Origin of the sequence: Thermoanaerobacterium aotearoense (assembly GCF_009905255.1) — a bacterium.
Lineage (GTDB): Bacteria > Bacillota > Thermoanaerobacteria > Thermoanaerobacterales > Thermoanaerobacteraceae > Thermoanaerobacterium > Thermoanaerobacterium aotearoense.
The window spans coordinates 1,875,824-1,902,509 of the sequence record NZ_CP047602.1 but is presented as its reverse complement, the minus strand read 5'-3'; the positions used below and the strand labels follow the sequence as shown (position 1 = coordinate 1,902,509).

The window sequence follows — 26,686 nt, the reverse complement described above, 5'->3', positions numbered from 1 at the left end:
GTGATGACGTCAGCTAATGCAAATATGAATAAAAGCAAATTAAAAGAAGATCGAAAAATGCGTCCAAACGAGAAAGTAACTTTGTGGGTTAGCAGAATTATAATTTGGATTTTCATTATAATAATTCTTTTTCCTGTGGCATGGGTTGTAGGTGCTTCGTTGGGGACAGGTGATGCTTTCTTTTCCGGTACAATTTTTCCAAAGCATATAAGCTTTCAAAATTATATAGACTTGTTTCAAAAAACACAGCTATTAACATGGATAAAAAACAGTATGATCTTGTGCTTTGGAGTGGCTATCATACAATCTATTTTAACATCTACTTCCTCATATGCATTTAGCAGAATGAAATTCGTCGGAAGAAAAAATGGATTAATGACTCTTTTGATTTTACAGATGTTTCCAACATTTATGTCTTTGCCAGCGATATACGGAATTTTGGCAAAATTAGATTTGCTTGATAATTTATATGTATTTGTTTTGGTGCTTGCAGGTGGTAGTGCTTTTAATATATGGCTTTTAAAAGGGTATATAGATGGATTGCCAAAAGAACTTGATGAAGCGGCATTGGTTGATGGCGCGTCATATTGGCAAATATTTATTAGAATAATATTGCCACTTACTGCACCTATGCTTGTTGTAATATTTTTGTTTAGCTTTATAGGGACATATAGCGAATTTATATTGTCAAGTGCTGTACTAAAATCACCTGAAAGTTATACTGTGGCACTTGGACTTCAAAGATTTATTACAAATCAATTTTCAGCCCATTGGACATTATTTGCGGCAGCGTCTGTTGTAGCTTCATTGCCACTTGTAATTATATTTATGGCATTGCAAAGGTATTTGCAACAAGGGCTTGCAGCTGGTGCTGTAAAAGGATAAAATGTTGCACATGGAACAAATTGTAAACACTGGAATGTATTCCAGTGTTTTTTGTATATTATGGTCGTTTAATGTTAAAAATAATATTGTTTTATTATTAAATTATTTGGAGGTAAGAGATGAGTAAAAAGGTTGGTATTCCAAAAGGGCTTTTATACTACAACTTTTATCCTATGTGGAAAGCATTTTTTGAAGAACTGGGCGCTGAAGTGGTTACTTCCAGTGATACATGCAAAAAAATAATTGATGATGGTGTCAAGACTTGTGTTGATGAAACGTGTCTTCCTGTAAAGACATTTATGGGACATGTGATTGATTTGAAGGAAAAAGGTGTTGATTATATTTTTGTTCCCAGAGTCATAAGCGTAGAAAGACATAGATATCTCTGCTCAAAATTTTTGGGGTTGCCTGACTTAGTGAGAAATCTTGTTTCTGATTTGCCGCCAATAATAGATATGAAGATTGATTTTTATCGTGGCGATGATTTTATGAAAAGAGAAATATTGAGAGTTGGTAAATTGTTCATCAACGATGTCAGTAAAATTAAAGACGCATACGAAAAATCTTTAAAAATGCAAAGGACTTTTGAATGCATCGTTCGAGAAGGTTTTTCAAATACAGAAGCAATAAAGATTATGGAAGGAGAAAAATTAGATGCAAATGCAAAAGGGGATTTAAAAATAGCTTTATTAGCCCATCCCTACGATATAATGGATGATTATTTATCTATGGGGTTGATAAATAGACTTAAGAATATGGGAGCTTATGTGCTTACTACAAATATGATAGAAAGAGATAAAATTGAAAAAGGTGCCGGTAAACTTCAAAAAGATTTGTTTTGGACTTATGGAAGGGATATTTTAGGTGCAGGTAAATATTTTATTGAAAGTGAAGATATAGATGGTGTAATATCTGTTTCAGCATTTGGATGTGGACCAGACTCTATCACTGAAGATCTTTTAGAAAGGGATTATAAAAGAGATGGTAGGATTCCATTTATGTCAATAACTATTGATGAGCATACTGGTGAGGCTGGTCTAAATACCAGATTAGAAGCATTTATTGATTTATTAAGATGGCGCAAAGGAGAGATTATGGCATGAAAATAACATATCCACATATGGGTTCATTAAATATGATATTAAAGACGATGTTTGAAGGAATCAATGTAGAAGTTGTGGAGCCACCACCTGTGACTAATAAGACTCTATCAATTGGAGTAAAATATTCACCTGAGTTTGTCTGTCTTCCGTATAAGATAAATCTGGGAAATTTTATAGAAGCACTTGAAAATGGTGCTGATACTATAATAATGTTGGGTGGTATAGGCCCTTGCAGGTTTGGCTATTATGGACAAGCACAAAAAGAAACATTGATAGATTTAGGGTATAAGTTTAATATGATAATATTAGATCCGCCTCATGGAAGGCTAGTTGACTTTTTAAAAGAACTTTCATCGTATTTTCCAGACGTATATTGGAAAGATGCTTTGAAGGCTTTTATTTTTGCTGTTCAAAAAATGATAATTGCTGATAAATTCGAAAAGAAGCTTTTGATTTTAAGAGCACATGAAAATAGAGCAGGAGTTACGACTAAAATCTTTGAAGACTACATGGAAAAAATAAAAAATGCGAAAAACAAAAAAGAGTTAGATGGCATTTACAAAGAAGGCTTGGAAAAGTTAAGACAAAATGCAACTACAAAAAGGGAAATTCAGCTTAAAGTAGCTTTAGTCGGAGAAATCTACCTTATGCTGGAGCCTTTTTCTAATTTGGATATTTGCAGATCATTGAATGAATTAGGCATAGAAGTTACTAAAACTGATTTTCTCTCGGATTATTTGATAAACAGCGCTTTTAAATTGCCTCAGAGAATGGAATTTAAAAAATATGCGCATGGATATTTAGAAAGGGACATTGGCGGTCATGGCTTAAATACTGTTGCAAACACTGTAAAATATGCAGAAAAAAATTACGATGGCATAATACAGATTTTTCCTTTTACTTGCACACCTGAAATTGTCGCACAAGGAATAATCGCCAAAGTAAGCAGAGATAAAAATATACCGGTTATGTCATTAAGCTACGATGAAAAAACCGGTGAAGCTGGCTATCAGACGAGATTAGAAGCGTTTAAAGATTTATTGGAGAGGCGGAGATTGAAAATATAAAAAAATATTAAATTTTTTATCTGGATATCGAAAAAAATATAAATTATTGGTATACTTATATTTGTATATAAATAGATTATTTTTTATGGAAGATCGACGATGAGGTGATTTTATGAATGAACTTGGTGATATACTTAAAAATGCGCGATTAAAAAAAGGCATGACACTTGACGATCTTCAGGAGATTACTAAAATTCGCACAAGATATTTGAAAGCCATAGAAGATGGTGATTTTAATGTGATCCCAGCTTTAGTGTATGCAAAGGGCTTTGTGAAGAGCTATGCAGAGGCCGTAGGTTTAGATGCGGGTGAACTGTTAAAAAAGTATAGTTATCTTTTTGAGGAACCCAAAGAAAAGGATGATGTAGTGCAACATGTAAATGCACCTGTAGAGAAAGAAAGTTCTTTTGATTTATCAGCTCTCCTTAAAAGACTTATAAAGCCATTTATAGGAGTTTTGCTGGTATGCCTTTTTGCATTTGGCGTATATTATATGATAAATCAAATAAATAAAGGATTGGCGCCTCTTCCAAGTACAGAGCAAAGCGCGAATAACACTACTAATAAATCACAAAATCAAAATAATGATAATACTACTTCGAATGATGTATATAGTAATAATCAAAAAACGACTACGTTTAATTTGGTAAACAGCACAAAAAGCGAAGTTGATTATAAAGTTTCACCTGTTGCTGATTCATACAAAGTCGATCTATCTATACCTGGAGAGAAATGCTGGGTTAGTGTGAAGGTGGATGGTGTCAATACCTATCAGTATTTGATGACATCAGGCATGGTAAAAACATTTGATGTCAAAAATAATATAGAAATCTTGATGGGAAATCCGCCAGATGCTAAAATAACAGTAGATGGCAAAGAAATACCACACATCGATATTCCAGCACCAGTAACTGTAAAACTTGAAAAATGAGAGAGGGGTATTGTATGATAAGACAAGCTATATATCACAAAAGTGATGTTCCGTTTGCATATCCTTTAAATAAGGATGAGCTTCATATAGTTTTAAGGACTGCTTCTACAGATATAAAAAGATGTTACATTTTTTATCGTGACAGATATGATTGGATGGGTAAGTTCAAAGTAAAAGAAATGTTTTTAACTCAATCAAATGAGTTATTCGATTATTATGTAACGACACTTAAATTAAACAAGAAATTTGTATACTTTTTTTACTTAATATCTATGAAGGATGAAAGAGTCTACTATACGGAATCAGGTTTTTATGAGGAGAAGCCAGAGAATAGCTTTCATGGTTTTTTTCAGTTTCCTTATATATGCGATATGGATGTTTTTTTTGCACCAAAATGGACAAGCGATTGCATTGTATATCAAATATTCCCTGATAGGTTCAACAATGGAGATAAATCAAATGATCCAGAGAATGTGAGACCTTGGGGTGAGAGACCTGGACCAACTACATTTTTTGGGGGAGATATTCAGGGGATTATTGATAAAATTGAATATCTTAAGGAACTTGGAATTAATGCAATATATATGACGCCAATATTTTTGTCACCGTCTACACATAAATACAATACAACAGATTATTATAAAATAGATCCTCATTTTGGTGATACACAAAAGGCAAAAGAATTAATTGATAAATGCCATAAAAATGAGATAAGAGTGATTTTTGATGCTGTCTTCAATCATTGCGGCTATGACTTTTTCGCATTTCAAGACGTAATTAAGAATGGGAAAGATTCAAAATATTGGGATTGGTTTAACGTATATGAATGGCCTATAAAAACAACACCTCTTCCATCATATGAGGCTTTTGCGGATCATGAATGGAGAATGCCGAAGCTTATGACTAAAAATCCTGATGTGCAAGAGTACTTGCTTAATGTTGCTGAATATTGGATTAAAGAAGTAGGCATTGATGGTTGGAGGCTTGATGTTGCAAATGAAATAGATCATCATTTTTGGAGAAAATTTAGGGAGATTGTGAAAAAAGCGAAGCATGATGCTATAATTGTCGGTGAGGTTATGCATGATGCGTCACCTTGGCTTTATGGTGATCAGTTTGATAGTGTCATGAATTATCCTTTTAAGAATGCTCTTGTTGACTTTTTTGCAAAGAGAAGCATAGATGCAAAGCGATTTAACACTATTATGACTGAACAATTGATGAGGCACATGGATGGTGTTAATAGAGCCATGCTAAACCTAATAGGGAGTCATGATACAGAGAGATTTTTGACAATGTGCAATGGCATGGTAATGCGAATGAAGCTGGCTCTTGTATTTCAATTTGCTTATATTGGAGTTCCGTATATATATTATGGGGATGAAGTTGGTATGGTTGGTGGATATGACCCTGATTGCAGAAGATGTATGATTTGGGACGAAGAAAAACAAAACTTGAAGTTATTCAATTTTTATAAAAGGCTTATTTCTTTGAGAAAGGAAAATGAAGAACTAAGATATGGAACATATAAAACACTATATGCAAAAGATGGAGTTATAAGTTTCAAAAGGGAATACAAAGGTAAATCGATTATTGTGATAATAAATAATAGCAGCAAAGAGAACTCAATATTGTTAAATGGCATACAAGGAAAGGCAGATATTTTAGGAATGGGCAAGATAAAGATAAGGGGTAAAATTATATCATTAGAGCCAAACTGTGCCTATATTCTAAAATAAATTAGTGTTATCCTTTATATGACTAAAGCCGGACTATTTGTCCGGCTTAAAACATGGAAATTTTAACGTTTTGTATACATTAATTCGTAGTATTCTTTAAGCATTCTATTTGCAGAAAAGGCATCATAGGTTGTTCTAATGCTTTCTCTCATCATATTTTCCCATTTTTCCTTATCGTTATAATATGTTGGTACCACTTTATTTAACAGTACATCGTACAATGCTTCAAGGTCGTGCTTGTCTAAAATTTCTACATCATCAGATTCAAATCCATCGCCAAATTGCCAGCCATTTACACCGTCAATGCAAGCTTCAGGCCACCAACCATCTAAAATACTTAAGTTTAATACACCGTTCATAGCAGCTTTCATGCCAGATGTACCGCTTGCTTCCTTTGGCCTTCGAGGATTGTTAAGCCAAACATCGGAACCTCTTGTCAACATTTTACCTATTGTCATATCATAATCTGGAAGAAATACGACACTTTCTGGGTATTTTTTGGTCATCTCAATTAACTTTGCTACGATTTTTTTCCCAACATCATCTAAAGGATGTCCTTTTCCCGAAAATACCATTTGTATTTTTCTTGATTTTAAGTATTCACCTATAACTTCATCATTTGTGAAAATAAGGTCACTTCTCTTGTAAGGGGCAGCTCTTCTTGAAAAACCTATTAGCAATTTGTCTGAATCAAGCTTTACACCAGTGCGTTCATATACAAAATCAATTAATTCTTGTTTTATTATATTATGTGTTTTCAGAAGATTTTCCCCTTTATTGTATGCTTCCGTGATTCTACTATCTACCCATGTTTTTCTATCAATACCGTTTGTAATTGATATGATTGGAGCCGCATTATCAACATGTGCCCACATTTTATTTGCAGTCTGTCCGTGCAATTTTGCGACACCGTTTGCAATTCGTGAAAGTCTTAGCCCTGCAACAGTCATATTAAAGGGAACTCCGCCTATTTGAGCCATTTGCTCAATTGTTAGACCGTTGTTTGCGCCCATGTACATGAGAAGCTCTATGTTGTGAAATTCGTTCCCTTCAATTACAGGTGTATGTGTCGTAAAGACAACTTCTTGTCGTGTTGCATTCCATGCTTCATCGAACGTCATATTTTTATTTTCCATTTTTTCTCGTATAAGTTCCAATGCTGCTAATGCGGCATGGCCTTCATTAAAGTGATAGACATCGATGTCGATTCCCAATGCTCTTAAAGCTCTTACACCACCGATGCCAAGCACGATTTCCTGTGCAACTCTTTCTTCGCCAAACCATCCGTAAAGTTGTCCTGTTATCCATCTATCTCCATTTTCAGGTATATCCGTATCTAAAAGGTACAGTGGTGCATTGTCAAAACTATCTACGAGCCAGACTTTGCAGTATACATCTTGATTTCTAATTTTAACTTTTACTTTCACACCTGTATCTTTTAGAAAATCGTACTTGTAGTTATGATATGCGTCATAAGGATAACCGTCTTTGCCTATATGTTGTTCTGTATAACCTTGTTTCCATAGGATGCCGATGCCTACAAGAGGCATGCCAAGTTCTTTCGCGGCTTTCAAATGATCACCTGCTAAGATTCCAAGGCCTCCAGCGTAAAGTTTAAAATCCGAATGAAGTCCGTATTCCATGCAAAAGTATGCCACTCTTGGGAGTTTTTCTCTGTCCATTTTATACCTCCTTATAAAACTTTTAAGTATATTATAATATTAAAAAATCAACAATGCAATGGGTTGCACAAAATTTCATAACCGATGTACGCTAAGTAACCTTATTTGAGATTTGTGAATATTATGCAGTATATATTAAAATATGGCTAAATGCCATCTTTCCATACTGTAATTGGGGTGAGATTATGGAGGCAAATGGGAGATACGGAAGAGATTATCACTACTATAAAGAGTACGAAAAGCTGTATGGAAGCCTTGATATTTTTAGGTTTTTAGCTGCAAAAAGATTAAATGAACTTGGAGAATATGAAGAGTGGAAAGACTATAAAGAATTCAAAGATTGGCTTTCATCAAGAGAAATATCTGACTGGAAAACCTCGAAAGATTATTTAGAATGGGAAAGAAAAAAGTTAGATTTTTAAATTATTTTCAAACTCCTATAAAAAATTTATAGGAGTTTTTTTAAAATTATGTAGTATAATAGATATAGGACCCTGCGAGGTGATTTATATGTCCTTTTCGTCTATCACAAAAAACGAGTTATCGAGAATATACCCCGATGATAGCTGTTGCAAATTGGCTGAACTTGCTGCTTTGATAAGAACAATAGGCTCAATATCTATATATGGTCATCAGAGAATTAGTTTAAGCCTTGTAACTGAAAATGCTTCTGTGGCAAGATTAGTATTTAAGCTTTTAAAAGATATATTCAATGTTGTAGCAGAGGTGATGGTGAGGAGAAATAGCCAGCTAAAAAAATCCTTAAGCTATTTGATTTTAGTCTCTGACAAAGATGCAGCCGAGAACATATTGAGAAAAGTTGGACTTCTAAAGTATGACGGTGAAGGCAGTAAGTTAAATTATGGCATAGACAAAAGCATTGTCAGCAAAAAGTGTTGTAAGAAGGCATATATTAGAGGTGCTTTTCTTGGAGGTGGTTCGATTAGCGATCCGGAAAAGGCATACCATTTGGAATTTATAACGCACAATTTAGATCATGCTAAGGATTTAAGCAAATTAATAAATAATTATCATTTGCATTCAAAAATTATTGCAAGAAAAAATAATTATGTAGTATACTTAAAAGAGGGAGAACAAATAGTAGATGTCCTAAACATAATGGGGGCACATAATTCCTTATTGAACTTAGAAAATATACGCGTATATAAAGACATAAGGAATAATGTAAACAGGCTTGTTAATTGTGAGACTGCCAATCTTACAAAGACCATAAATGCATCATTGAGGCAGATAGAGAATATAAATTATATAAAGAATAGCGTAGGGCTTAATTACCTCCCGGATAATTTAAAAGAGATTGCAGAAAAAAGGCTTAAATATCCAGATATAAGCCTTAAAGAATTGGGTCAAATGCTAGATCCTCCTGTTGGAAAATCAGGAGTCAATCATAGATTAAGAAAAATTGAAGAAATTGTATCAAAATTAAAAGAGAGGAGAGTCAATAATTATGACTGAAAAGACAGTAGAAATTAAAAATAAGACAGGTCTTCATGCGAGACCAGCAGCTTTGTTTGTACAAGCGGCAAGCAAATTTTCATCACAGATTTGGGTGGAAAAGGAAAATAAAAAGGTAAATGCGAAAAGCATCATGGGTATTATGTCATTAGGAGTTGCACAGGGGAATACAGTGAAACTTATCGCTGATGGCAGCGACGAGCAAGAAGCAATTAAGACACTTGTTGATTTAATTGATTCAAAATTTGGAGAAGAATAATCTAAAAAGGTTTCTTAGGAAACCTTTTTTGCATGAAGGATGATTTTTTTATGACTAAAAATGAGAGGGTGCTGGAGTATCTTAAAAGCCTGCCAGAAGGAACGAAAATATCAGTAAGAAGTTTGGCACAGGCTTTGAAGATAAGCGAAGGCACTGCGTATAAAGCCATAAAAGATGCAGAAAGCATGTATATTGTGACAACTATTCCGAGAGCAGGTACCATAAGGACGAAGCCTAAGAATAAACTGTTTGACAGACTGACGTACGAGGAAATAAAAAATGTCGTGGATGGGACTGTCTTAGGAGGAGAGAATGGGCTCAATATAGAGCTTAACAAGTTTTTGATAGGTGCCATGACAACGGAAGAAATGGTAAAATACATTCAACCAGGTGATCTTATTATACTTGGCAATAGAGATAATGCACAGATGGCAGCATTAAAAGCAGGTGCTGCCGTCCTTATAACAGGTGGATTTGATGCTAAAATAGAAGTTAAAACTTTGGCAGATAAGCTTTCATTGCCATTGATCTCAACTACGTATGATACCTTTACCGTGGCAACCTTGATCAATAAGGCAGTAAACGAGAGGATGACAAAGAAAAGGATACTGCTTGTAAGCAATATCATGTCAACTAACCCCATCTACATGACGACAAATCAGACAGTAAATGATTGGAAGGCACTATTAAATAAGACAAGCCATACGAGGTATCCTGTTGTAGATGAAAGCGGTACTTTAGTTGGAATAGTTACATCCAGAGAAATAGCTAAAGCTGACGATTATGATAAAATAGGAGATATAATGGCCAGAAATCCAATATATGTCACTGAAACTACGACTGTAGCGTTTGCGGCCCATCTAATGATATGGTGGAATATAGAAGTTTTGCCTGTTACTAACAATAAAGAACTTGTCGGCATCATAAGTAGAGAAGACGTGATAAAAGCCCTTCAATACATGGCAAAACAGCCTCAGATTGAGGAAACTATCAATGATACATTGTTAAAAGACTTTCATGCTGAGAAAACACAAGATGGGATGAAATTTTATGGAACGATACCGCAAAACATGGTAAATCAATTAGGAACGGTCAGCAGCAGTGCCCTCATGATGCTTATGAGCGAATGCGGCATATCGTCAGTGACGAGAAATAAAAGATTTGATGCTGTTGTAGATAATTTTTTAGTTTATTTTATAAGGCCTCTACAGACAGAAAAGACGATTGAAGTAAATACCGCTATCATAGATTATAGCGGCAATTTCTGCAAAGTTGAGATATCAGTTTTATACGAAGAAACAATGATTGCAAAAGCACTGATGTCTTTGAGGCTTTTAAAGAACAAAAAACTTTTTTAAGGTGATTGTAATGTTTGTACATTTGCACGTTCACAGCGAATACAGCCTTCTCGATGGTTCATGTAGGATAAAAGAGCTTATAAAGAGGACGAAAGAGCTTGGAATGAATTCCATAGCTATTACGGACCACGGCGTCATGTACGGTGCCATAGATTTTTACAAAGAGGCCGTATCTTATGGTGTAAAACCTATAATTGGGTGTGAAATTTACGTCTCTCCAAGGTCTTTGTACGATAAAGAATACGGCATAGATAATTTGAATTATCATCTGATTTTGCTGTGCAAAAACATGACTGGATATGAAAATTTGATGAAAATTGTCTCAAAGGCATCTATCGATGGTTTTTACTATAAACCGAGGGTTGATCATCAATACTTAAAAGAACACAGCGAAGGCTTAATAGCGCTTAGCTCATGTCTTGGCGGTGAAATACCATCGTATCTCCTTTCTGATGAATATGAAAAAGCTAAAGAGACTGCTATTTTTTATAACTCCATTTTTGGGACAGGCAATTTTTATCTTGAGCTTCAATACCATGGTTTAAGCCAGCAGGAAAAAGTAAATGCGGAATTGATAAAACTTTCAAAAGAGCTAAACATACCTCTCGCGGCCACAAATGATGTTCATTATCTTAATAAAGAGGATCATTTGGCACATGAAGTCCTTTTGTGCATTCAGACAGGCAAGAACATGGATGATGCTGATAGGATGTCATTTCCGACAGATCAATTTTATCTAAAATCCCCTGATGAGATGTATGATATGTTTTCGTATTGCAAGGAAGCTTTGGAGAATACCGTAAAAATTGCCGATATGTGCAATCTGGAATTTGAATTTAATAAGACTAAGCTTCCAAAGTATGAAGTGCCAGATGGCATGAAGTCAGATGAATACTTGAGAAAACTTTGCATGGATGGGTTGTATAAAAGGTATCCAAATCCAACCGATGAAGTGATAGAAAGGTTAAACTACGAGCTTTCTGTAATAGAAAAAATGGGATATGTTGATTACTTCTTAATCGTGTGGGATTTTATTAAATTTGCCCGCGACAATGGAATAATGACTGGTCCTGGGAGAGGCTCGGCTGCTGGGAGCCTTGTGGCATACTGCCTCGGCATAACAAAGATTGATCCTATAAAGTACAATCTCCTTTTTGAAAGATTTTTAAACCCTGAAAGAGTAAGCATGCCAGATATAGACTCTGATTTTTGCTATGAAAGAAGACAAGAGGTAATTGATTATGTAGTCAAAAAGTATGGAGAAGACAGAGTGGCTCAAATAATAACATTTGGTACGATGGCTGCAAGGGCTGCCATAAGAGATGTTGGCCGTGCTTTAAACTTTCCTTACGCTGAAGTTGATGTCATTGCGAAAATGATACCTTTCGAACTTGGAATGACTATAGATAAAGCAATTGAATTAAATCCAGAGTTAAAAGATAAGTACGAAAATGACGAAAAGATTAGGCAGTTGATTGATATTTCAAGATCTCTTGAAGGACTTCCACGTCATGCTTCAACGCATGCTGCAGGCGTAGTTATATCAAGCGAACCGCTGGTAAAATACGTTCCATTGCAGAAAAATGAAGGTTCTATTGTCACGCAGTTTACGATGACGACTTTGGAAGAATTAGGCCTTTTAAAGATGGATTTTTTGGGTTTAAGGACACTTACTGTCATAAGAGACACTTTAGATATTGTAAAAGAGACCAGAGGGATAGATGTTGACATAGACAATATTGACTTTGAAGATAAAGAAGTTTATGCATTAATAAGCAGAGGCGATACTGAAGGTGTATTTCAATTAGAATCATCTGGAATGAAACAGTTTATGACAGAGCTAAAGCCAGAAAAGCTGGAAGATGTAATAGCAGGTATATCGCTTTATAGACCTGGTCCAATGGATCAAATACCCAGATACATAGAAAATAAAAATCACCCTGAAAACATAAAATATGAACATCCGCTTCTAAGGCCAATTCTTGATGTCACTTATGGCTGCATGGTTTATCAGGAGCAAGTTATGCAGATAGTGAGGGATTTGGCAGGGTACTCGTTGGGAAGGTCTGACTTGGTTCGCCGTGCCATGGCGAAGAAGAAAATGAAGGTTATGGAGGAAGAGAGGAAGAACTTCATCTATGGAATCAAAGATGAAAATGGCAATTACATCGTACCAGGAGCTGTAAACAAAGGTGTTGATGAAGATACGGCCAACAGGCTTTTTGACGAAATGATTGATTTTGCCAATTATGCATTCAATAAATCTCACGCTGCAGCTTATGCTGTTGTGGCTTTTCAAACGGCGTATTTAAAGAGATACTATCCTGTTGAATTCATGGCTGCATTGCTTAATAGCTTTGTTGACAATACGGATAAAGTGGCTTTCTATGTACAAGTTCTAAAAAAGATGGGTATACAAGTTTTGCCACCGGATATAAACGAAAGCTATTCCTACTTTACCGTCGCCAATGGCAAAATCAGATTTGGTCTTGCTGCTGTTAAAAACGTCGGCTTAAACGCTACATTAGAAATTGTAGAGGACAGAAAGAAAAACGGCAGATATACATCTATCATAGATTTCTTTGAGAGAATAGACGAAATGCAATTAAACAAGAAAGCCGTTGAAAGTCTCATAAAATCTGGTGCATTTGATTCATTTGGCGTCTACAGATCTCAATTATTAGCAGTTTACGAAGGCATAATGGAAAGCATTCATAGAAGCAGAGAGAGGAATATAAAAGGGCAGATATCATTATTTGAAAGCGATGCGGAAAGCTATAAAATCGATTATTCGCTTCCAGACATCAAAGAATTTTCTAAAGACGTAATACTTTCTATGGAAAAAGAAACTATGGGGCTTTATATTAGCGGACATCCACTTGATGAATATCAAGACGATATACGAAGAATAGCAAATTGTACAACGAGGGACTTGAAAAATAGCGATGACTCATTTGCAAAAAAAACGGCCTTTGATGATCAAGATGTTGTTTTGGTAGGGATTGTAGAAAGCAAGAAAATAAAGTTTACAAAAAACAATAATATGATGGCTTTTGTAAATCTTGCAGATCTGTACGGTACCATCGAAGTCATCGTATTTCCTGCTGTGTACGAAAGATACTCAAAATTTTTAAGTGAAGATTTGCCTGTTGTAGTAAAAGGCAAAGTAAGTTTAAGGGAAGATGAAGAGCCAAAGATTTTATGCGATGAAGTTAAGCCGCTTACACACATGATACGAGAAAAATTGTGGCTTAATGTGAAGGAACAAAAGGATGTGGAAAAGATTAAAGGAATTTTAGTCAAATACAGAGGAAACATTCCTGTTTTTATAAGATATGCAAATAAAAATCTGGCAGCTCAAAAAGATCTTTGGGTAAATGGTGCAAATGAGCTTTTGGACGAACTTGCAAGTGTACTTGGAGAAGAAAATGTTAAAATTGTATAACGTGTAAATATATATTGATATTATACAAAAAATAAATTAAAATAGTAGTTAGAATATTCAAGGAGGCCTTTTTATGTGGACTGTTATATATATGGCGCACAGCATGGAAGTTGCAGAAAAGGTCAAAGATGTGCTGACAAAAGAAGGCTTTTTAGTGAAATTAAAACCATTGAAAAAAAATGTAGACAATAACGACGGCTACTGTGAAGTTATGGTTCCTAATTCAGAAGCTCAGGATGCACAGAATATTATTATTGAATATGGTCTTTAATTACCCCTTATAAGGGGGACTTTTAATAAAATGGGACATATAATGACCCGGTTGGTAAGGAGGATATATTATGAGAACAATAGGAGTTTTAACAAGTGGTGGAGATGCACCAGGCATGAATGCTGCCATAAGGGCAGTGGTAAGATGCGGCATATATAACGGGCTGACAGTAAAAGGCATCATGAGAGGCTATCAGGGGCTTATAGACGACGAGATAGAAGACATGACATTGTCATCAGTAGGTGACATAATTCAAAGAGGCGGTACAATACTTCGTACAGCCAGAAGTGCAGAATTTAAAACAAAAGAAGGAAGAGCCAAGGCTGCAGAGGTATTGAAAAAGCACAATATTGAAGGGCTTGTGGTCATAGGCGGAGATGGCTCTTTTAGAGGTGCACAGCTTTTAAGTAATGAACATGGTGTTAATACGATCGGTATTCCAGGCACTATCGACAATGACATACCGTGTACAGATTATACAATCGGTTTTGATACAGCTTGCAATACGGCTATAGATGCCATCAACAAGATTAGAGACACGGCAACGTCACACGAAAGAGCAAATATCATAGAGGTAATGGGAAGAAATGCTGGGTACATAGCGCTTTATGCAGGACTTGCTGGAGGAGCAGAGATTATAATAATACCGGAAGTCAAGTTTGACATAGATGAAGTGTGCGAAAAAATTTCGTACGGCATAAAGAGGGGCAAGCTGCATCACATAATTGTACTGGCAGAAGGTGTAATGAGCGGTCTGGAGTTATCAAAGATGATTCAAGAGAGACTTCCTAAGCTTGATTTAAGGCATACGACTTTGGGCCACATACAAAGGGGTGGCGCGCCTACTGTCATGGACAGAGTTATCGCAAGCCAAATGGGATCAAGAGCTGTAGAGCTTCTGTTAGAAAACAAATCTCAAAGGATAATAAGCATAAGAAATAACCAGATTGTGGATGATGATATAGACACTGCTTTGGCAATGAAAAAAGAGTTTAATTTAAAGCTTTATGAACTCAGCAAAATATTATCAATTTAAGGAGTGAAGATATGCGTAGAACTAAGATAATATGCACGATTGGTCCTGCCAGTGAAAAATATGAGATATTGAAAGAGCTTATAGAAAGCGGTCTTAATATTTGCAGGTTGAATTTTTCACATGGGGATCATGAAGAGCATGGAAGCAGAATAGACAATATTATAAAGATTAGAGAAGAACTTAAGCTGCCTATTGCAATTATGCTTGATACAAAAGGGCCTGAAATAAGGACTGGCAGATTTAAAGGCGGTGTTGCAGAGCTTAAAGAAGGCCAGACATTTACGATAACATCAAGGGAAATTGAAGGAGATAACACTATTTGTTCTGTTTCATACAAGGGGCTTCCTCAAGATGTGGAGAGAGGTTCTCGCATATTGATTGATGACGGATTAGTATCATTGAAAGTCAATGACGTAAAAGGTGAAGATATAGTATGCACTGTGGAGAATTCTGGTACAATAGGTGATCACAAAGGTGTAAATGTACCTGGTACAAAGCTTAATTTGCCTGCCATAACGCAAAAAGACGTGGATGATATAGAGTTTGGAATAAAAAAAGGAATCGACATGATTGCAGCGTCTTTTGTCAGAAAAGCAGCAGATGTAATTGCCATAAGGAGATTGTTAGAAGACAATGACGCTGGCCATATACTTATCATATCAAAAATTGAAAATCGCGAAGGCGTAGAAAATATTGACGAAATAATCAAAGTCTCTGATGGCATAATGGTAGCCCGCGGCGATTTGGGTGTCGAAATTCCTATAGAGGAAATACCTATCGTTCAGAAAAGGATAATTGAAAAATGCAACAAAGCAGGTAAACCAGTAGTTACTGCTACACAGATGCTTGACTCTATGATAAGAAATCCAAGGCCAACAAGGGCAGAAGTAACAGATGTAGCCAATGCTATATTGGATGGCACTGATGCGATAATGTTGTCTGGTGAAACAGCGCAAGGCAAATATCCTGTAGAGGCTTTTAAGACGATGTCAAAGATAGCTGAAAAGATTGAGACGTATATAAATTACAAAGAAAATTTAGATAAAAATGTGGATTACAATATTTCTATGACAAATGCCATAAGCCATGCTACGTGCACTACCGCGAGAGATATAGGCGCAACTGCCATTATTACATCTACAATATCAGGTTATACTGCGAGAATGGTGTCTAAGTATAGACCGTCAGCACCTATAATAGCAGTGACGCCAAACAAAGATGTTGCAAGAAGGCTTAGCATCGTGTGGGGTGTACATCCATTGATATCACAGGAAGTCAATTCTACAGATGAAATGATAGAAGTATCAGTAAATACGGCTTTAAATGAAGGATTAATTCGAAATGGCGATATTGTAGTAATATCGGCAGGAATACCTGTCGCGACTACAGGCACAACAAATATGTTGAAGGTTCATATTGTGGGAGATGTAATAGTAAAAGGCACAGGCATAGGCACTAAATCCATAAGTGGTGTTGTTTCCATCATAAGAGATCCATACAAGGACAAAGATAAGTTCAGAGAAGGAGATATCATCGTTGCTCAAAAAACTGAAAGGGATTATATGCCTATAATTGAGAAGGCTTCAGCTATCATAACAGAAGAAGGTGGACTAACGTCCCATGCTGCAATAGTTGGATTGAACTATGGATTACCTGTCATTGTAGGCTGTGAAGGAGTAACTTCAAAGCTTAAAGATGGAATGACGGTAACTCTCGATACTGCCAGAGGATTGGTCTACAAAGGTATAGTGAATATAAAATAGGACAGGAAGTCATCTTCTTGTCTTTATTTTTTTGAGGTGATAATACATGTATACTTACGACGTAAAAGTAAGGGTAAGATATGGCGAAACAGATAAAATGGGCATAGTGTATCATGCAAATTATTTAAACTGGTTTGAAATAGGAAGGACAGAATTTTTCAGATCTTTAGGCATGACTTATCGAGAATTAGAACAGAACAATATCATGCTTCCGGTGATAGAAGCCAGTTGCAAATACTTTTGGCCTGCAGAATATGATGATGTAATAATTATAAAGACAAAAATAGGTTTATTGAAAGGCTCAAGGATAAGATTTGAGTACGATATAATGAAAGAAGATGGAAATAAGCTTTTGGCACAAGGCATGACAGAACATCCATTTACGACACTTGACAGGAAACCTGTAAATATAAAGAAGGCTTTGCCACATGTTTACGAAATGCTGAATAAATGCTTTGAAGGTGTATGAAGTTTGAATATAATTCAATAAATTGGTTATAATGGTATTGGTAACCGATTATATCAATGGGCGGCATTCGCCCTATTTTTTTTGCCTTTATATAAAATCGGTTGCACAAACCTCAGATATAATGTAAAATAGTATTGGAGGCGATGAAATTGAATAGAAAACTTATAAAATACCTACCTGTATTATTTCTTGCATCCAGTGTGCTAAGCGGATGTGGAAACAATAATATATCAAGTATGAAAATTGAAAGATTAAATAATGTGCAAGCAATAAATGGCCCGGGAGAGGCCGATACATGGGCAAAAGCCCAGAAACAATGTGTAGGTACTGCAAACAACTATACTTCCAAAGTGTGGTTTACACTTGCAGACGGAGCGATATCTGAGGTTTACTATCCCACTATAGATACTGCTGATGTAAAAAATATTAAATTTTTTGTGACAGATGGAAAAACGTTTGTCTCTGACGAGACAAAAGACACAATAACCAAAGTAGAAAAGTTCACTGAAAAATCGTTAGGTTATAAAATCATTAACACAGATAAAGTTGGGAGATATAAGATAACTAAAGAAGTATTTACTGATGTAAAGCGAAATTCTCTCATAATTAAGACGAAATTTGAAGCTTTAAAAGGCAATGTTGATGATTACAGACTTTATGTAATGTGTGATCCTCATGTAAAAAATCAGGGCAAATACAATGAAGGATACGCAGTTAAGGCAAATGGCAATGTTGCGCTAATTGCTGAAAGAGATGGGATTTACACTGCATTGTCTTCTGATGTAGGCTGGAAAAAGTATTCGATAGGTTATTATAAAGTAAATGATATTGAGACCGATCTTTATAAAAACATGCAAATGACTTACAATTACAATAGTGCAAGAGGCAACATCATAGAAGGTGCTGAAATAGATCTTAAGAAAAATACTCAATTTGAAATCGTATTGTCTTTCGGACAAAGTGAAAATGAAGCGGTAAGGACAAACATGGAAACTTTAAATGATGATTATGGCAGTTTAAAGAAGGCGTATATAGACGAATGGGAGAAGTATTGCAATAGCCTTAATGATTTTGGCGGAAAAGCAAATTCACTGTATTTCAATAGCATGATGATATTAAAAGCCAGTGAAGACAAGACAAACAAGGGTGCTTATATAGCATCGCTATCAATCCCATGGGGTGATGGCCAAGAAGATGACAATATCGGTGGTTACCATCTTGTATGGTCACGAGATCTGTACCATGTAGCAAATGCATTTATTGTTGCTGGCGATACTGATTCGGCAAACAGAGCGTTGGATTATTTAGTCAAAGTAGTAAAAGACAATGGAATGATTCCACAAAATACATGGATAAATGGAAAGCCTTATTGGACAGGCATACAGCTTGATGAGCAGGCAGACCCAATAATATTAAGCTACAGGCTTAAAAGATACGATCTCTATGAAAGCCTTGTTAAGCCTTTGGCGGATTTCATTGTGAAAATAGGCCCTAAGACGGGACAGGAAAGATGGGAAGAAATAGGAGGATATTCACCAGCAACGCTGGCTTCAGAAGTAGCAGGACTTACATGTGCTGCGTATATAGCTGAAGAAAATAAGGATTTTGAATCTGCTAAAAAGTATCAAGAAAAGGCGGACAACTGGCAAAGGCTTATTGACAGCCTAACTTACACAGAAAAAGGTCCTTTGGGAAATGGTCAATACTATATAAGGATAGCAGGACTTCCAGATCCAAATGCTGATTTCATGATAAGCATAGCGAATGGCGGTGGTGTATACGACCAAAAAGAAATCGTGGATCCAAGTTTTCTGGAACTTGTAAGGCTTGGAGTAAAATCAGCAGATGACCCTAAAATACTAAATACGCTGAAAGTCGTAGATGAAACAATAAAAGTCGATACGCCGAAAGGACCGTCGTGGTACAGGTATAATCATGATGGATATGGCGAGATGTCTAAGACAGAACTATATCATGGGACAGGGAAGGGAAGATTGTGGCCGCTGCTTACAGGTGAGAGAGGCATGTACGAGATTGCTGCAGGGAAAGATGCGACATCTTATGTAAAAGCCATGGAGAACTTTGCAAATGAAAGCGGCATAATATCTGAGCAAGTATGGGAAGATACTGGACTTCCTACAGATTCAGCATCACCGCTTAATTGGGCACATGCCGAATACGTAATATTATTTGCATCGAATATAGAACATAAAGTGCTTGACATGCCAGACATTGTTTATAAAAGGTATGCTTCGAAGTGATACACAGATTTTCCGGATGACTATATCCGGGAAATCTGTTTTTTATTGCTTAAATAGAGTATAATTGTGTATGTGAAAATATTAATTTGGAGTGATAATTGTTGCAAAATTTAAACATTGGCGATATATACGAAGTATTCATTGACAATATGGCGCATGAGGGCCAGGGCGTCGGAAGATTAGATGGAATTGCTGTTTTTGTAAAAGGCGCTTTAAAAGGAGAGAAGGTCTTAGCCAAAATTGATGAAAAACATAAAAATTATTTAAATGCACATGTAGAAGAAATATTAGAGCCATCACAGGAAAGAATTATGCCTAAATGCCAATATGCTGATAAATGTGGAGGTTGTATGCTTCAACATTTAACATACAGCGGACAGTTAGAATTTAAAAAACATGTTGTTGAAGAAAGCTTGAAAAGAATTGGGAAAATTGATGCTTCTGTATTTGATACGATAGGCATGTCTGACCCACTGCATTACAGGGATAAAGCGGAATATCCATTGAGCTTTAGAGATGGCATGGTAGAAGGTGGATTTTACGCATCTAAATCACATGAAGTGATCGGCATAGATTCCTGCATGATTCAAAATAGCGTCAGTGTCGATGTGATGAAAACCGTTGTAGAATGGGCAAACGACTATAAGATTGCAGTTTACGACAAAAAAACTGAAAAAGGGATTTTAAGGCATGTGATAACAAAGATTGGTTTTGCAACAAAAGAAGTCATGGTTATCATTGTGGCAAATGGCAGAGACATTCCACACAAGAAAGAACTTGTAAGCCGGCTTAAAGGAAATATTGAAAACTTAAAAAGTGTTGTTTTAAATGTAAATAAAAGCAACGGAAAACAAGTCATGGGTAACAAAAATATTGTCATATATTGTAATGATTATATTACTGATTTTATTGGGGATAAAAAATTTGAAATATCTCCTTTGTCGTTCTTTCAAGTAAATCCGGTTCAAACCAAAGTATTGTATGAGAAAGCGTTGGAATATGCAGATTTAAAAGGCGATGAAACCGTCTTTGATGTGTACTGTGGCATAGGCACGATATCGATATTTTTTGCAGAATATGCAAGAAAAGTCTATGGTATAGAGGTAATACCAGACGCTGTAGAAGATGCGAAGCGAAATGCAGCTATAAATGGAATATATAATGCAGAATTCATCGCTGGAAAAGCAGAAGACGTCATGAAAAAACTTTTTGACAAAGGACTAAATCCTGACGTCATAGTGTTTGACCCACCAAGAAAAGGCCTGGACAAAGAGGTTGTGAAAACGTCCATAGATATGAATCCTAAAAAAATAGTTTATGTTTCTTGTAACCCGACTACATTGGCAAGGGATTTAAGGATTTTTGAAGACAATGGATATAAAACAAAAAAAGTACAACCGGTCGATATGTTTCCATACACACATCACGTTGAGTGCGTGGTATTGATGTCAAGGGTGTAGAACTGGGCTTCTGAAATGGCTTGATATAAGCCATTTGTGTGATTTTGTGTTTGAAGTTGTAGCGTAAAAAATGTGTTTTTTTGCTTCGTGGGAACATATCCAGACAAGCTGCAATGCTTTTGACAGAGCGATTTGGATGTCATTGGTTCGTGAGTGGTCAGTTCAACAGTTGGATAATGGAGGGATTTATATGTTTTTTGGATTAAAAGGTTTCTATATAGATTCAGTTGAGAATAAGGATTTAAATGAAGTTGTTGAAGTTTATAATTCTAATAAACATTTTTTATTAAGCCATATGGACAAGGAAAAAGTAACAAAAGAATGGATACTTCAAGAACTTGAATCAATGAAAGAAGTTGGATTTCATTCTTGTAAGATAGTTGAGATAAGTTCAGAAAAGATAATCGGAGTAATGGACTTTAAGGTAGGAAAAGAAACTTATTTATCACTGTTGATGATACATAATGATTTTAAAAGTAAAGGCTTTGGGAAACTAATTTTTCGAGCTTTTGAGGAATATGCCAAATCACAAAGAAGCAAATGTATCAGAATAGATGTAGTCACTAATTATGACAATTCTGTACTTGATTTTTGGATTAAAAATGGATTTACTAAATTTAAAAATGTGGAATTAAATTGGACAGGAAAAATTTTACCTGCCATTACTATGAAGAAGAACCTATAAATATTAAGACACAACATTTATAAAAGACGAATTATAAAAATAAAAGAGGCTTCCACCGAAAGAATTTATTTGCATAGCATAAGCAAGTTACCTTACAGAAAATCAACGAAAAAGCAAAAAATGCAGTTCAAAGCATAGAAAAACAAAATAGCCTAATAACTTCATGTTGAGTGCGTAGTATTGATGATAAATGTAAAAAATGGATGAGAGGCTGAAAAATGGCTTAAATACAGGGTTTTCCGGTGATTTGCCGCCCGCCGAAAATGTGCTTTTTGGAGGTGGAGGAACAGGGAAGCTTTGTATTTTTATGTGTATAATTGTTCGTGGAAACACATCCACAGCCTTTCGGGGCGGATTTTGGCGGGTAGGGTAGTGCTGACGGAAAAGGCGGGGGTTGATAGTTTGCGGGGACGTGTCTATCAGAATTTTCGTAATATTTAACTCAGAGAGCAGCTATATTTATAGTCTGTTTCAAAATATCTGTTAATTCTTCAGGAGAAGGCTTCATATCGCCCTCGACCCATCGTATTAGCATTCCATATAGCCCTCCTATGCTGTAAGACAATGCAAATTCGAGTATTTTTTCATTGGATTTAATTGTCGGTTTTACAATCTGAAAAATTGAGGGTGCCACTTTTTTTGCCATATTGTAAAGAGTATCCAACAACATGTTTCTTTTCAGTAATTTTAAAAAATCTATATGTTCCTGCCAAAAGCTGAAATAAACTGCGGCAACTTCCGGATAATGCTTTGGCTTGCTTTCCTTTATTTTTTCCAAAAAGCTTGTAGTGAGCAAGGCCATATATTCGTTGAGTATATCTTCTTTGGTTTTATAAAGACGATAAAATGTCCGGCGTGACAAATCTGCTTCCTTACAAATCTGCGTGATCGTAATTTTTGAATAATCATCAGTTGCCATAAGCTTTATTAGTGTATCTGTAAGCATTTTCTTTGATTGTAAAGCAATCCTGTAATTCATTTTGTTCATATATAAAATTCTTCCTTTCTCGTAGAATGTCACAAATTTTGCAAATATGCGGCACAATAGCTTAATCCCTTGAAAAACACTACCAAGTATAGCATAATATGAATTGTAAAGTGCGTCAAGTGTAACATATTAAGGAGGATAAATTTAATGGCTTATATCAAAAATATAACTGGAATTCAGATGTTTGATTTTCAGATAAACCGTGTGCTTACTTACGGAGAAGCAGCGGCAGATGAAAAAGAGGTTGTTGAAAAAGCGGGCAATATTAGGAATTTGGCACAGTGGTTTGATTTTTGGGTTGCGCTTGGGGAAAAGTGCGAAGGTTTAGATGAATACATGCGTGCGGCTTATGCGTACCGGATGGCCGAATTTTTCCTGAAAGAAGATCATCCTCAAAAATATCATATGTATAAAAAATCCGTTGAGAATTTTCATAAGGCTTTTCGCAAGATGAAGCTGGATTATGAAATTCACGAGATTCCTTACATGGGAAAGGAAATACACAGCATAATTTTCAAAAATAAAAACGAGAAAGGAATCTTACTTGCTTGCGGAGGTTATGATTCCTTTATTGAAGAATTTGTGCTGGCGTTAACACAATTTGCACAAGAGGGCTATACAATTATTCTATTTGAGGGTGATGGACAGGGGAAGACGTTGAAAAACGGGCTTAAATTTATTGCAAACTGGGAACGTCCTACATCATGTGTACTGGATTACTACGGTGTAAAAGAATGCACAATGATTGGCATATCATGGGGCGGGTATCTAGCGGTGAGAGCCGCGGCTTTTGAAAAGCGCATTAAGGCGGTCGTTGCATATGATGTGCTTGAAAACGGATTTGACTGTATGACAAGTATACTCCCGAGAGTTTTAAGACTGGTTGTAAGATATTGCGTCTTAAAAAACAAAAAGATATTTGTGAACAGATTGCTTGGATACGTAAGAAAGAGAAACTTGCTTGCAGACTGGGCAATGATGCAGGGCATGTATATCACCGGAACAGATACGCCTTATGATTTTTATAAGGAACTCCAAAAGCATAACCTGTCGCAGGATGTATGCGATAGGCTGAACTGCCATGTGCTGCTGCTTGCAGGGGAAAAAGATCATTATATTCCCAACGACCAATTTTACAAACTAATAAATAAGATAAAATACGCAAAAAGCTTATCCGCAAGGATGTTTACAGAAGCGGAAGGCGGCGAGCAACATTGCCAAATAGGAAATCATCAGCTTGCTATTGAAGAAATCTTTAAATGGATAAAGAAAATTAGCAATTGATGAAAATAAAAGCTTTTAGGGACGCACTGATTAAGTCAAGAGAGGAATTTAAGCTACGAAATGGCAATCGAATTTTTGTACTGCAAACTGCTTGTACGTATGTAAATCTTGAAATATACCAGTGTCATATAAAGAGTCATCGCCAATAAGAACATTTACTGGTACTATGTCAAGAAAAAGTACAAATTAAAATGAGCAAGTTATTTCCTAGTATTTCCGTACGTATTAAATTATGAATTTCAAGCAGAGAATGTCTTTATGCATATTTATTGCTTACCCAATAAGTTTTGTTGCCTTCTTCAAGTATTGTGCTTCATACTGATCTGGCAATTTATAGTCGCAGTGGCTATGAATTCGTACAGTGTTATAAAAGGTCTCAATATATTCAAATACTAGCTTTCTAGCATGATCATAATCTCTGATTTTATATTGATTTAGCCATTCACGTTTAATTAGTGAATGAAAGGACTCTATGCAGGCGTTATCCCAAGGACATCCCTTCTTTGAGTTACTGAGTGTCATTTTTGATGCAGCTTTCCGGTATTCCTTCGATACATACTGACTTCCACGATCACTGTGGATAACTAGTGGGTTAGTTAACCTTCTAGTTGCCTTTGCTTTATTTATGGTATCTAAAACACATGATACATCTAGTGTTTTGGAAAGTGTCCACGCTATAATTTTCCGTGAATATAAATCCATGATACTGGTCAGGTATACAAATCCATCTACAGTCCAGATATATGTTATATCAGTACACCAGACTGCATTAGGAGAGTCCGGATTGAACTGTTGCTGTAAGATGTTCTCAAGAGAACTACTTAAGTTTGAGTTACGCGTTGTAACTGTATAAGGCTTGATATACCTTGCTTTTAAGCCTATTTCTTTCATATATTTACCTACAGTTCTTTCTGAGATGACCTCTCCAGCTTTATGTAGTTCTTTTGTAATTTTAGGAGCTCCGTAAATATCATGAGACTTTGCATGGATTTCACGAATTTTGTCCTGGACAGACTCTTTCCTTAGCTGCTGTTTTGATGGTTTGCGCTTTAACCAAGAGTTATAACCGGATCTGGAAACGCCTAAATGACGCAGCATTCCGCTAACAGAAACGCGGCGTTTCCCTTTGGAAGCTTCACACTTGCGATAGACTTCAAGATAAATCGCCTCTGTCATTTTCCCAGAATGCTGATGGCTTTTTTTAGTACATCAAGTGCATCCTTTGCATCGCGTAATTCTCTCCGCAGCCTGGCATTTTCTTTTTCTACGTCAGAAGCGTAGTTGCCAGAACCACGAGTTGGGATCGTTCCGTTATTTGTGCTATAATCCCTAACCCACTTGCTAAAAGTGCTATAACCTATACCAAGGTTTTCTGCACACCCTCGAAGCCCTAGATCCTTATGGTCAAGGTAATACTTGACAGCTTCCTCCTTAAATTGTTGATCATGTTGTTTTGCCATGAGAAGTTCCCCCATTCTTTCTATATTTATTGTAATACTTATGTGGAACTTTCTCAATTCAACTTGTACTATTTATATTCTACCATCAGATAGACCAAAAGGCAAAAAAAGCAGAGGAAAGAAAGAAATAAAATTAGCAGTAGCATATGATGGATGGGTAAAAAGAAGCCCAGGAAGTGATGAATATATAACACATAACAAAATAGCATGTGCAGGATTTGCAAGCAGTAAAGAATTTAAAGAATTAGTAGATGCAACGATAGCAAAAGAATACAACGTAGACGAAATAGAAATAAAGATAATAAATGGAGATGGAGCAAGTTGGATTAAAGAAAGTTTAGGCGAAGAAGGAGTATATTTTCAATTAGATCCATTTCATAAAAGCCAAGCAGTAATAAAGAATGTAGAGGACAAAAAAGATGCTCACAAATTAATAAAAATGCTAGATGAAGGAAAAGCGGAAGAAAGTCTAGAATACATAACAAAATTGATAATAGAGCAAAAAGATGATGAAAAGCAGAAGGAAAAACTAGAAAAACTATATAACTATTTAGTAGCCAATAAAGAAGGGATAACACCATACCAAAAGAGAGAAGAAATAAAAATACCAGAAGCCCCAGAAGGAATAGAATACAAACATTTAGGGACAATGGAAAACAATATATTTGATATATTAGCAAACAGAATGAATGCAGGTAAAATGAGTTGGACAGAAAAAGGGGCAAACAATTTAGCAAAGATATTAGCCTTAAAGACAAATGGAAAACTTAATAGTGTTGTAGAAGCATATTTTAATGTAACAATTTCAGAAGAAAAATTAGCAGAGATAAAAGAAGAAATAAAACTATCAGCAGCTGATGTAAACAAAAAACAGAAAAAAGCTAAGGCATATCACATACAAAGAGGCGGTATGCCGTTTGAAGGTTGCGCAATGACAAACAGTCGAAAAGCGATAAGGGAAATACTCAGATACAAATGCTTAAGTGAACTAAAAGTCATATAAAAGGTGCAATATAAAAAGAAAAATGGAGCAAAAACAATTGCACGAAAATTCACAATACGTT

The 26,686-nt window shown here is 35.7% G+C and carries 23 protein-coding genes; 19 read left to right on the top strand and 4 right to left on the bottom strand.

Annotated elements, in window-relative coordinates; all coding sequences use genetic code 11:
• The first annotated feature begins 3 nt into the window (after positions 1-3).
• The 5 genes from GSH73_RS09575 to GSH73_RS09555 all read left to right on the top strand — a co-directional run bounded on the left by GSH73_RS09575 (position 4) and on the right by GSH73_RS09555 (position 5,725).
• Positions 4-885 carry a sugar ABC transporter permease gene (locus GSH73_RS09575; protein ID WP_014758232.1) on the top strand — a complete coding sequence of 294 codons (882 nt, stop codon included), beginning with the start codon at positions 4-6 and terminating at the stop codon, positions 883-885.
• Between the two features lie 119 nt (positions 886-1,004).
• Entirely contained in the window at positions 1,005-1,988 is a 984-nt protein-coding gene (locus tag GSH73_RS09570; protein ID WP_014758233.1) for an acyl-CoA dehydratase activase-related protein, read from the top strand.
• Positions 1,985-3,055: a 2-hydroxyacyl-CoA dehydratase gene (locus GSH73_RS09565; RefSeq protein WP_014758234.1), complete on the top strand. Its 1,071-nt coding sequence runs from the start codon at positions 1,985-1,987 to the stop codon at positions 3,053-3,055. The genes GSH73_RS09570 and GSH73_RS09565 overlap by 4 nt, the downstream gene beginning before the upstream one ends.
• Before the next feature lie 112 nt (positions 3,056-3,167).
• Positions 3,168-3,986 (top strand): helix-turn-helix domain-containing protein, encoded by an 819-nt coding sequence (locus tag GSH73_RS09560; RefSeq protein ID WP_014758235.1) that lies wholly within the window; start codon positions 3,168-3,170, stop codon positions 3,984-3,986.
• A 14-nt stretch (positions 3,987-4,000) separates the two neighbouring features.
• On the top strand, positions 4,001-5,725 hold the full coding sequence (locus GSH73_RS09555) for a glycoside hydrolase family 13 protein (RefSeq protein WP_014758236.1): 1,725 nt from the start codon (positions 4,001-4,003) through the stop codon (positions 5,723-5,725).
• Between the two features lie 62 nt (positions 5,726-5,787).
• Here the strand turns inward: GSH73_RS09555 and glgP are convergent, their stop codons facing one another.
• The gene (gene glgP, locus GSH73_RS09550; protein ID WP_014758237.1) at positions 5,788-7,407 is read right to left on the bottom strand and encodes an alpha-glucan family phosphorylase; all 1,620 of its coding nucleotides are present in this window, start codon (positions 7,405-7,407) and stop codon (positions 5,788-5,790) included.
• Positions 7,408-7,592: 185 nt separating this feature from the next.
• Here glgP and GSH73_RS09545 point away from each other — a divergent pair, with 185 nt between their 5' ends.
• From GSH73_RS09545 to GSH73_RS09490, 12 genes are all read left to right on the top strand, one after another.
• Entirely contained in the window at positions 7,593-7,829 is a 237-nt protein-coding gene (locus tag GSH73_RS09545; RefSeq protein WP_014758238.1) for a hypothetical protein, read from the top strand.
• 88 nt (positions 7,830-7,917) lie between these two features.
• Positions 7,918-8,883, top strand: coding sequence for a DNA-binding protein WhiA (whiA, locus tag GSH73_RS09540; protein ID WP_014758239.1), 966 nt, complete (start codon positions 7,918-7,920; stop codon positions 8,881-8,883).
• Positions 8,876-9,142, top strand: coding sequence for an HPr family phosphocarrier protein (locus tag GSH73_RS09535; RefSeq protein WP_014758240.1), 267 nt, complete (start codon positions 8,876-8,878; stop codon positions 9,140-9,142). The genes whiA and GSH73_RS09535 overlap by 8 nt, the downstream gene beginning before the upstream one ends.
• 50 nt (positions 9,143-9,192) lie before the next feature.
• A complete protein-coding gene (locus tag GSH73_RS09530; protein ID WP_038070195.1) occupies positions 9,193-10,500 on the top strand; it encodes a DRTGG domain-containing protein in 1,308 nt (435 codons plus the stop codon).
• A gap of 10 nt (positions 10,501-10,510) precedes the next feature.
• Positions 10,511-13,945, top strand: a complete 3,435-nt coding sequence (locus GSH73_RS09525; RefSeq protein ID WP_014758242.1) for a DNA polymerase III subunit alpha — start codon at positions 10,511-10,513, stop codon at positions 13,943-13,945.
• Between the two features lie 73 nt (positions 13,946-14,018).
• Positions 14,019-14,216 carry a hypothetical protein gene (locus tag GSH73_RS09520; protein WP_013787433.1) on the top strand — a complete coding sequence of 66 codons (198 nt, stop codon included), beginning with the start codon at positions 14,019-14,021 and terminating at the stop codon, positions 14,214-14,216.
• 70 nt (positions 14,217-14,286) lie between these two features.
• Positions 14,287-15,252 (top strand): 6-phosphofructokinase, encoded by a 966-nt coding sequence (gene pfkA, locus GSH73_RS09515; RefSeq protein ID WP_014758243.1) that lies wholly within the window; start codon positions 14,287-14,289, stop codon positions 15,250-15,252.
• 11 nt (positions 15,253-15,263) lie between these two features.
• Positions 15,264-17,015, top strand: a complete 1,752-nt coding sequence (gene pyk, locus GSH73_RS09510) for a pyruvate kinase (RefSeq protein ID WP_014758244.1) — start codon at positions 15,264-15,266, stop codon at positions 17,013-17,015.
• A gap of 46 nt (positions 17,016-17,061) precedes the next feature.
• Positions 17,062-17,484, top strand: coding sequence for an acyl-CoA thioesterase (locus GSH73_RS09505; protein WP_014758245.1), 423 nt, complete (start codon positions 17,062-17,064; stop codon positions 17,482-17,484).
• 149 nt (positions 17,485-17,633) lie between these two features.
• Complete coding sequence (locus tag GSH73_RS09500; RefSeq protein ID WP_014758246.1) at positions 17,634-19,745, top strand: glucan 1,4-alpha-glucosidase; 2,112 nt, start codon at positions 17,634-17,636, stop codon at positions 19,743-19,745.
• 101 nt (positions 19,746-19,846) lie between these two features.
• A complete protein-coding gene (gene rlmD, locus GSH73_RS09495; protein ID WP_014758247.1) occupies positions 19,847-21,205 on the top strand; it encodes a 23S rRNA (uracil(1939)-C(5))-methyltransferase RlmD in 1,359 nt (452 codons plus the stop codon).
• A 190-nt stretch (positions 21,206-21,395) separates the two neighbouring features.
• A complete protein-coding gene (locus GSH73_RS09490; protein ID WP_014758248.1) occupies positions 21,396-21,890 on the top strand; it encodes a GNAT family N-acetyltransferase in 495 nt (164 codons plus the stop codon).
• Between the two features lie 442 nt (positions 21,891-22,332).
• On the opposite strand, the gene GSH73_RS09485 is transcribed toward GSH73_RS09490, so the two are convergent.
• Entirely contained in the window at positions 22,333-22,878 is a 546-nt protein-coding gene (locus GSH73_RS09485) for a TetR/AcrR family transcriptional regulator (RefSeq protein ID WP_014758249.1), read from the bottom strand.
• A 147-nt stretch (positions 22,879-23,025) separates the two neighbouring features.
• Here GSH73_RS09485 and GSH73_RS09480 point away from each other — a divergent pair, with 147 nt between their 5' ends.
• The gene (locus GSH73_RS09480) at positions 23,026-24,162 is read left to right on the top strand and encodes an alpha/beta fold hydrolase (RefSeq protein WP_014758250.1); all 1,137 of its coding nucleotides are present in this window, start codon (positions 23,026-23,028) and stop codon (positions 24,160-24,162) included.
• A 273-nt stretch (positions 24,163-24,435) separates the two neighbouring features.
• Here GSH73_RS09480 and GSH73_RS09475 read toward each other — a convergent pair whose 3' ends face one another.
• Both GSH73_RS09475 and GSH73_RS09470 read right to left on the bottom strand, forming a co-directional pair.
• Positions 24,436-25,338 carry an IS3 family transposase gene (locus GSH73_RS09475; RefSeq protein ID WP_014758251.1) on the bottom strand — a complete coding sequence of 301 codons (903 nt, stop codon included), beginning with the start codon at positions 25,336-25,338 and terminating at the stop codon, positions 24,436-24,438.
• Positions 25,335-25,622: a transposase gene (locus GSH73_RS09470; protein WP_014758252.1), complete on the bottom strand. Its 288-nt coding sequence runs from the start codon at positions 25,620-25,622 to the stop codon at positions 25,335-25,337. Before GSH73_RS09470 ends, GSH73_RS09475 begins: the two co-directional genes overlap by 4 nt.
• A gap of 40 nt (positions 25,623-25,662) precedes the next feature.
• Between GSH73_RS09470 and GSH73_RS09465 the strand changes: the two genes are divergently transcribed.
• Positions 25,663-26,625: a UPF0236 family transposase-like protein gene (locus GSH73_RS09465; protein ID WP_014758253.1), complete on the top strand. Its 963-nt coding sequence runs from the start codon at positions 25,663-25,665 to the stop codon at positions 26,623-26,625.
• The last annotated feature ends 61 nt before the right edge of the window (positions 26,626-26,686 follow it).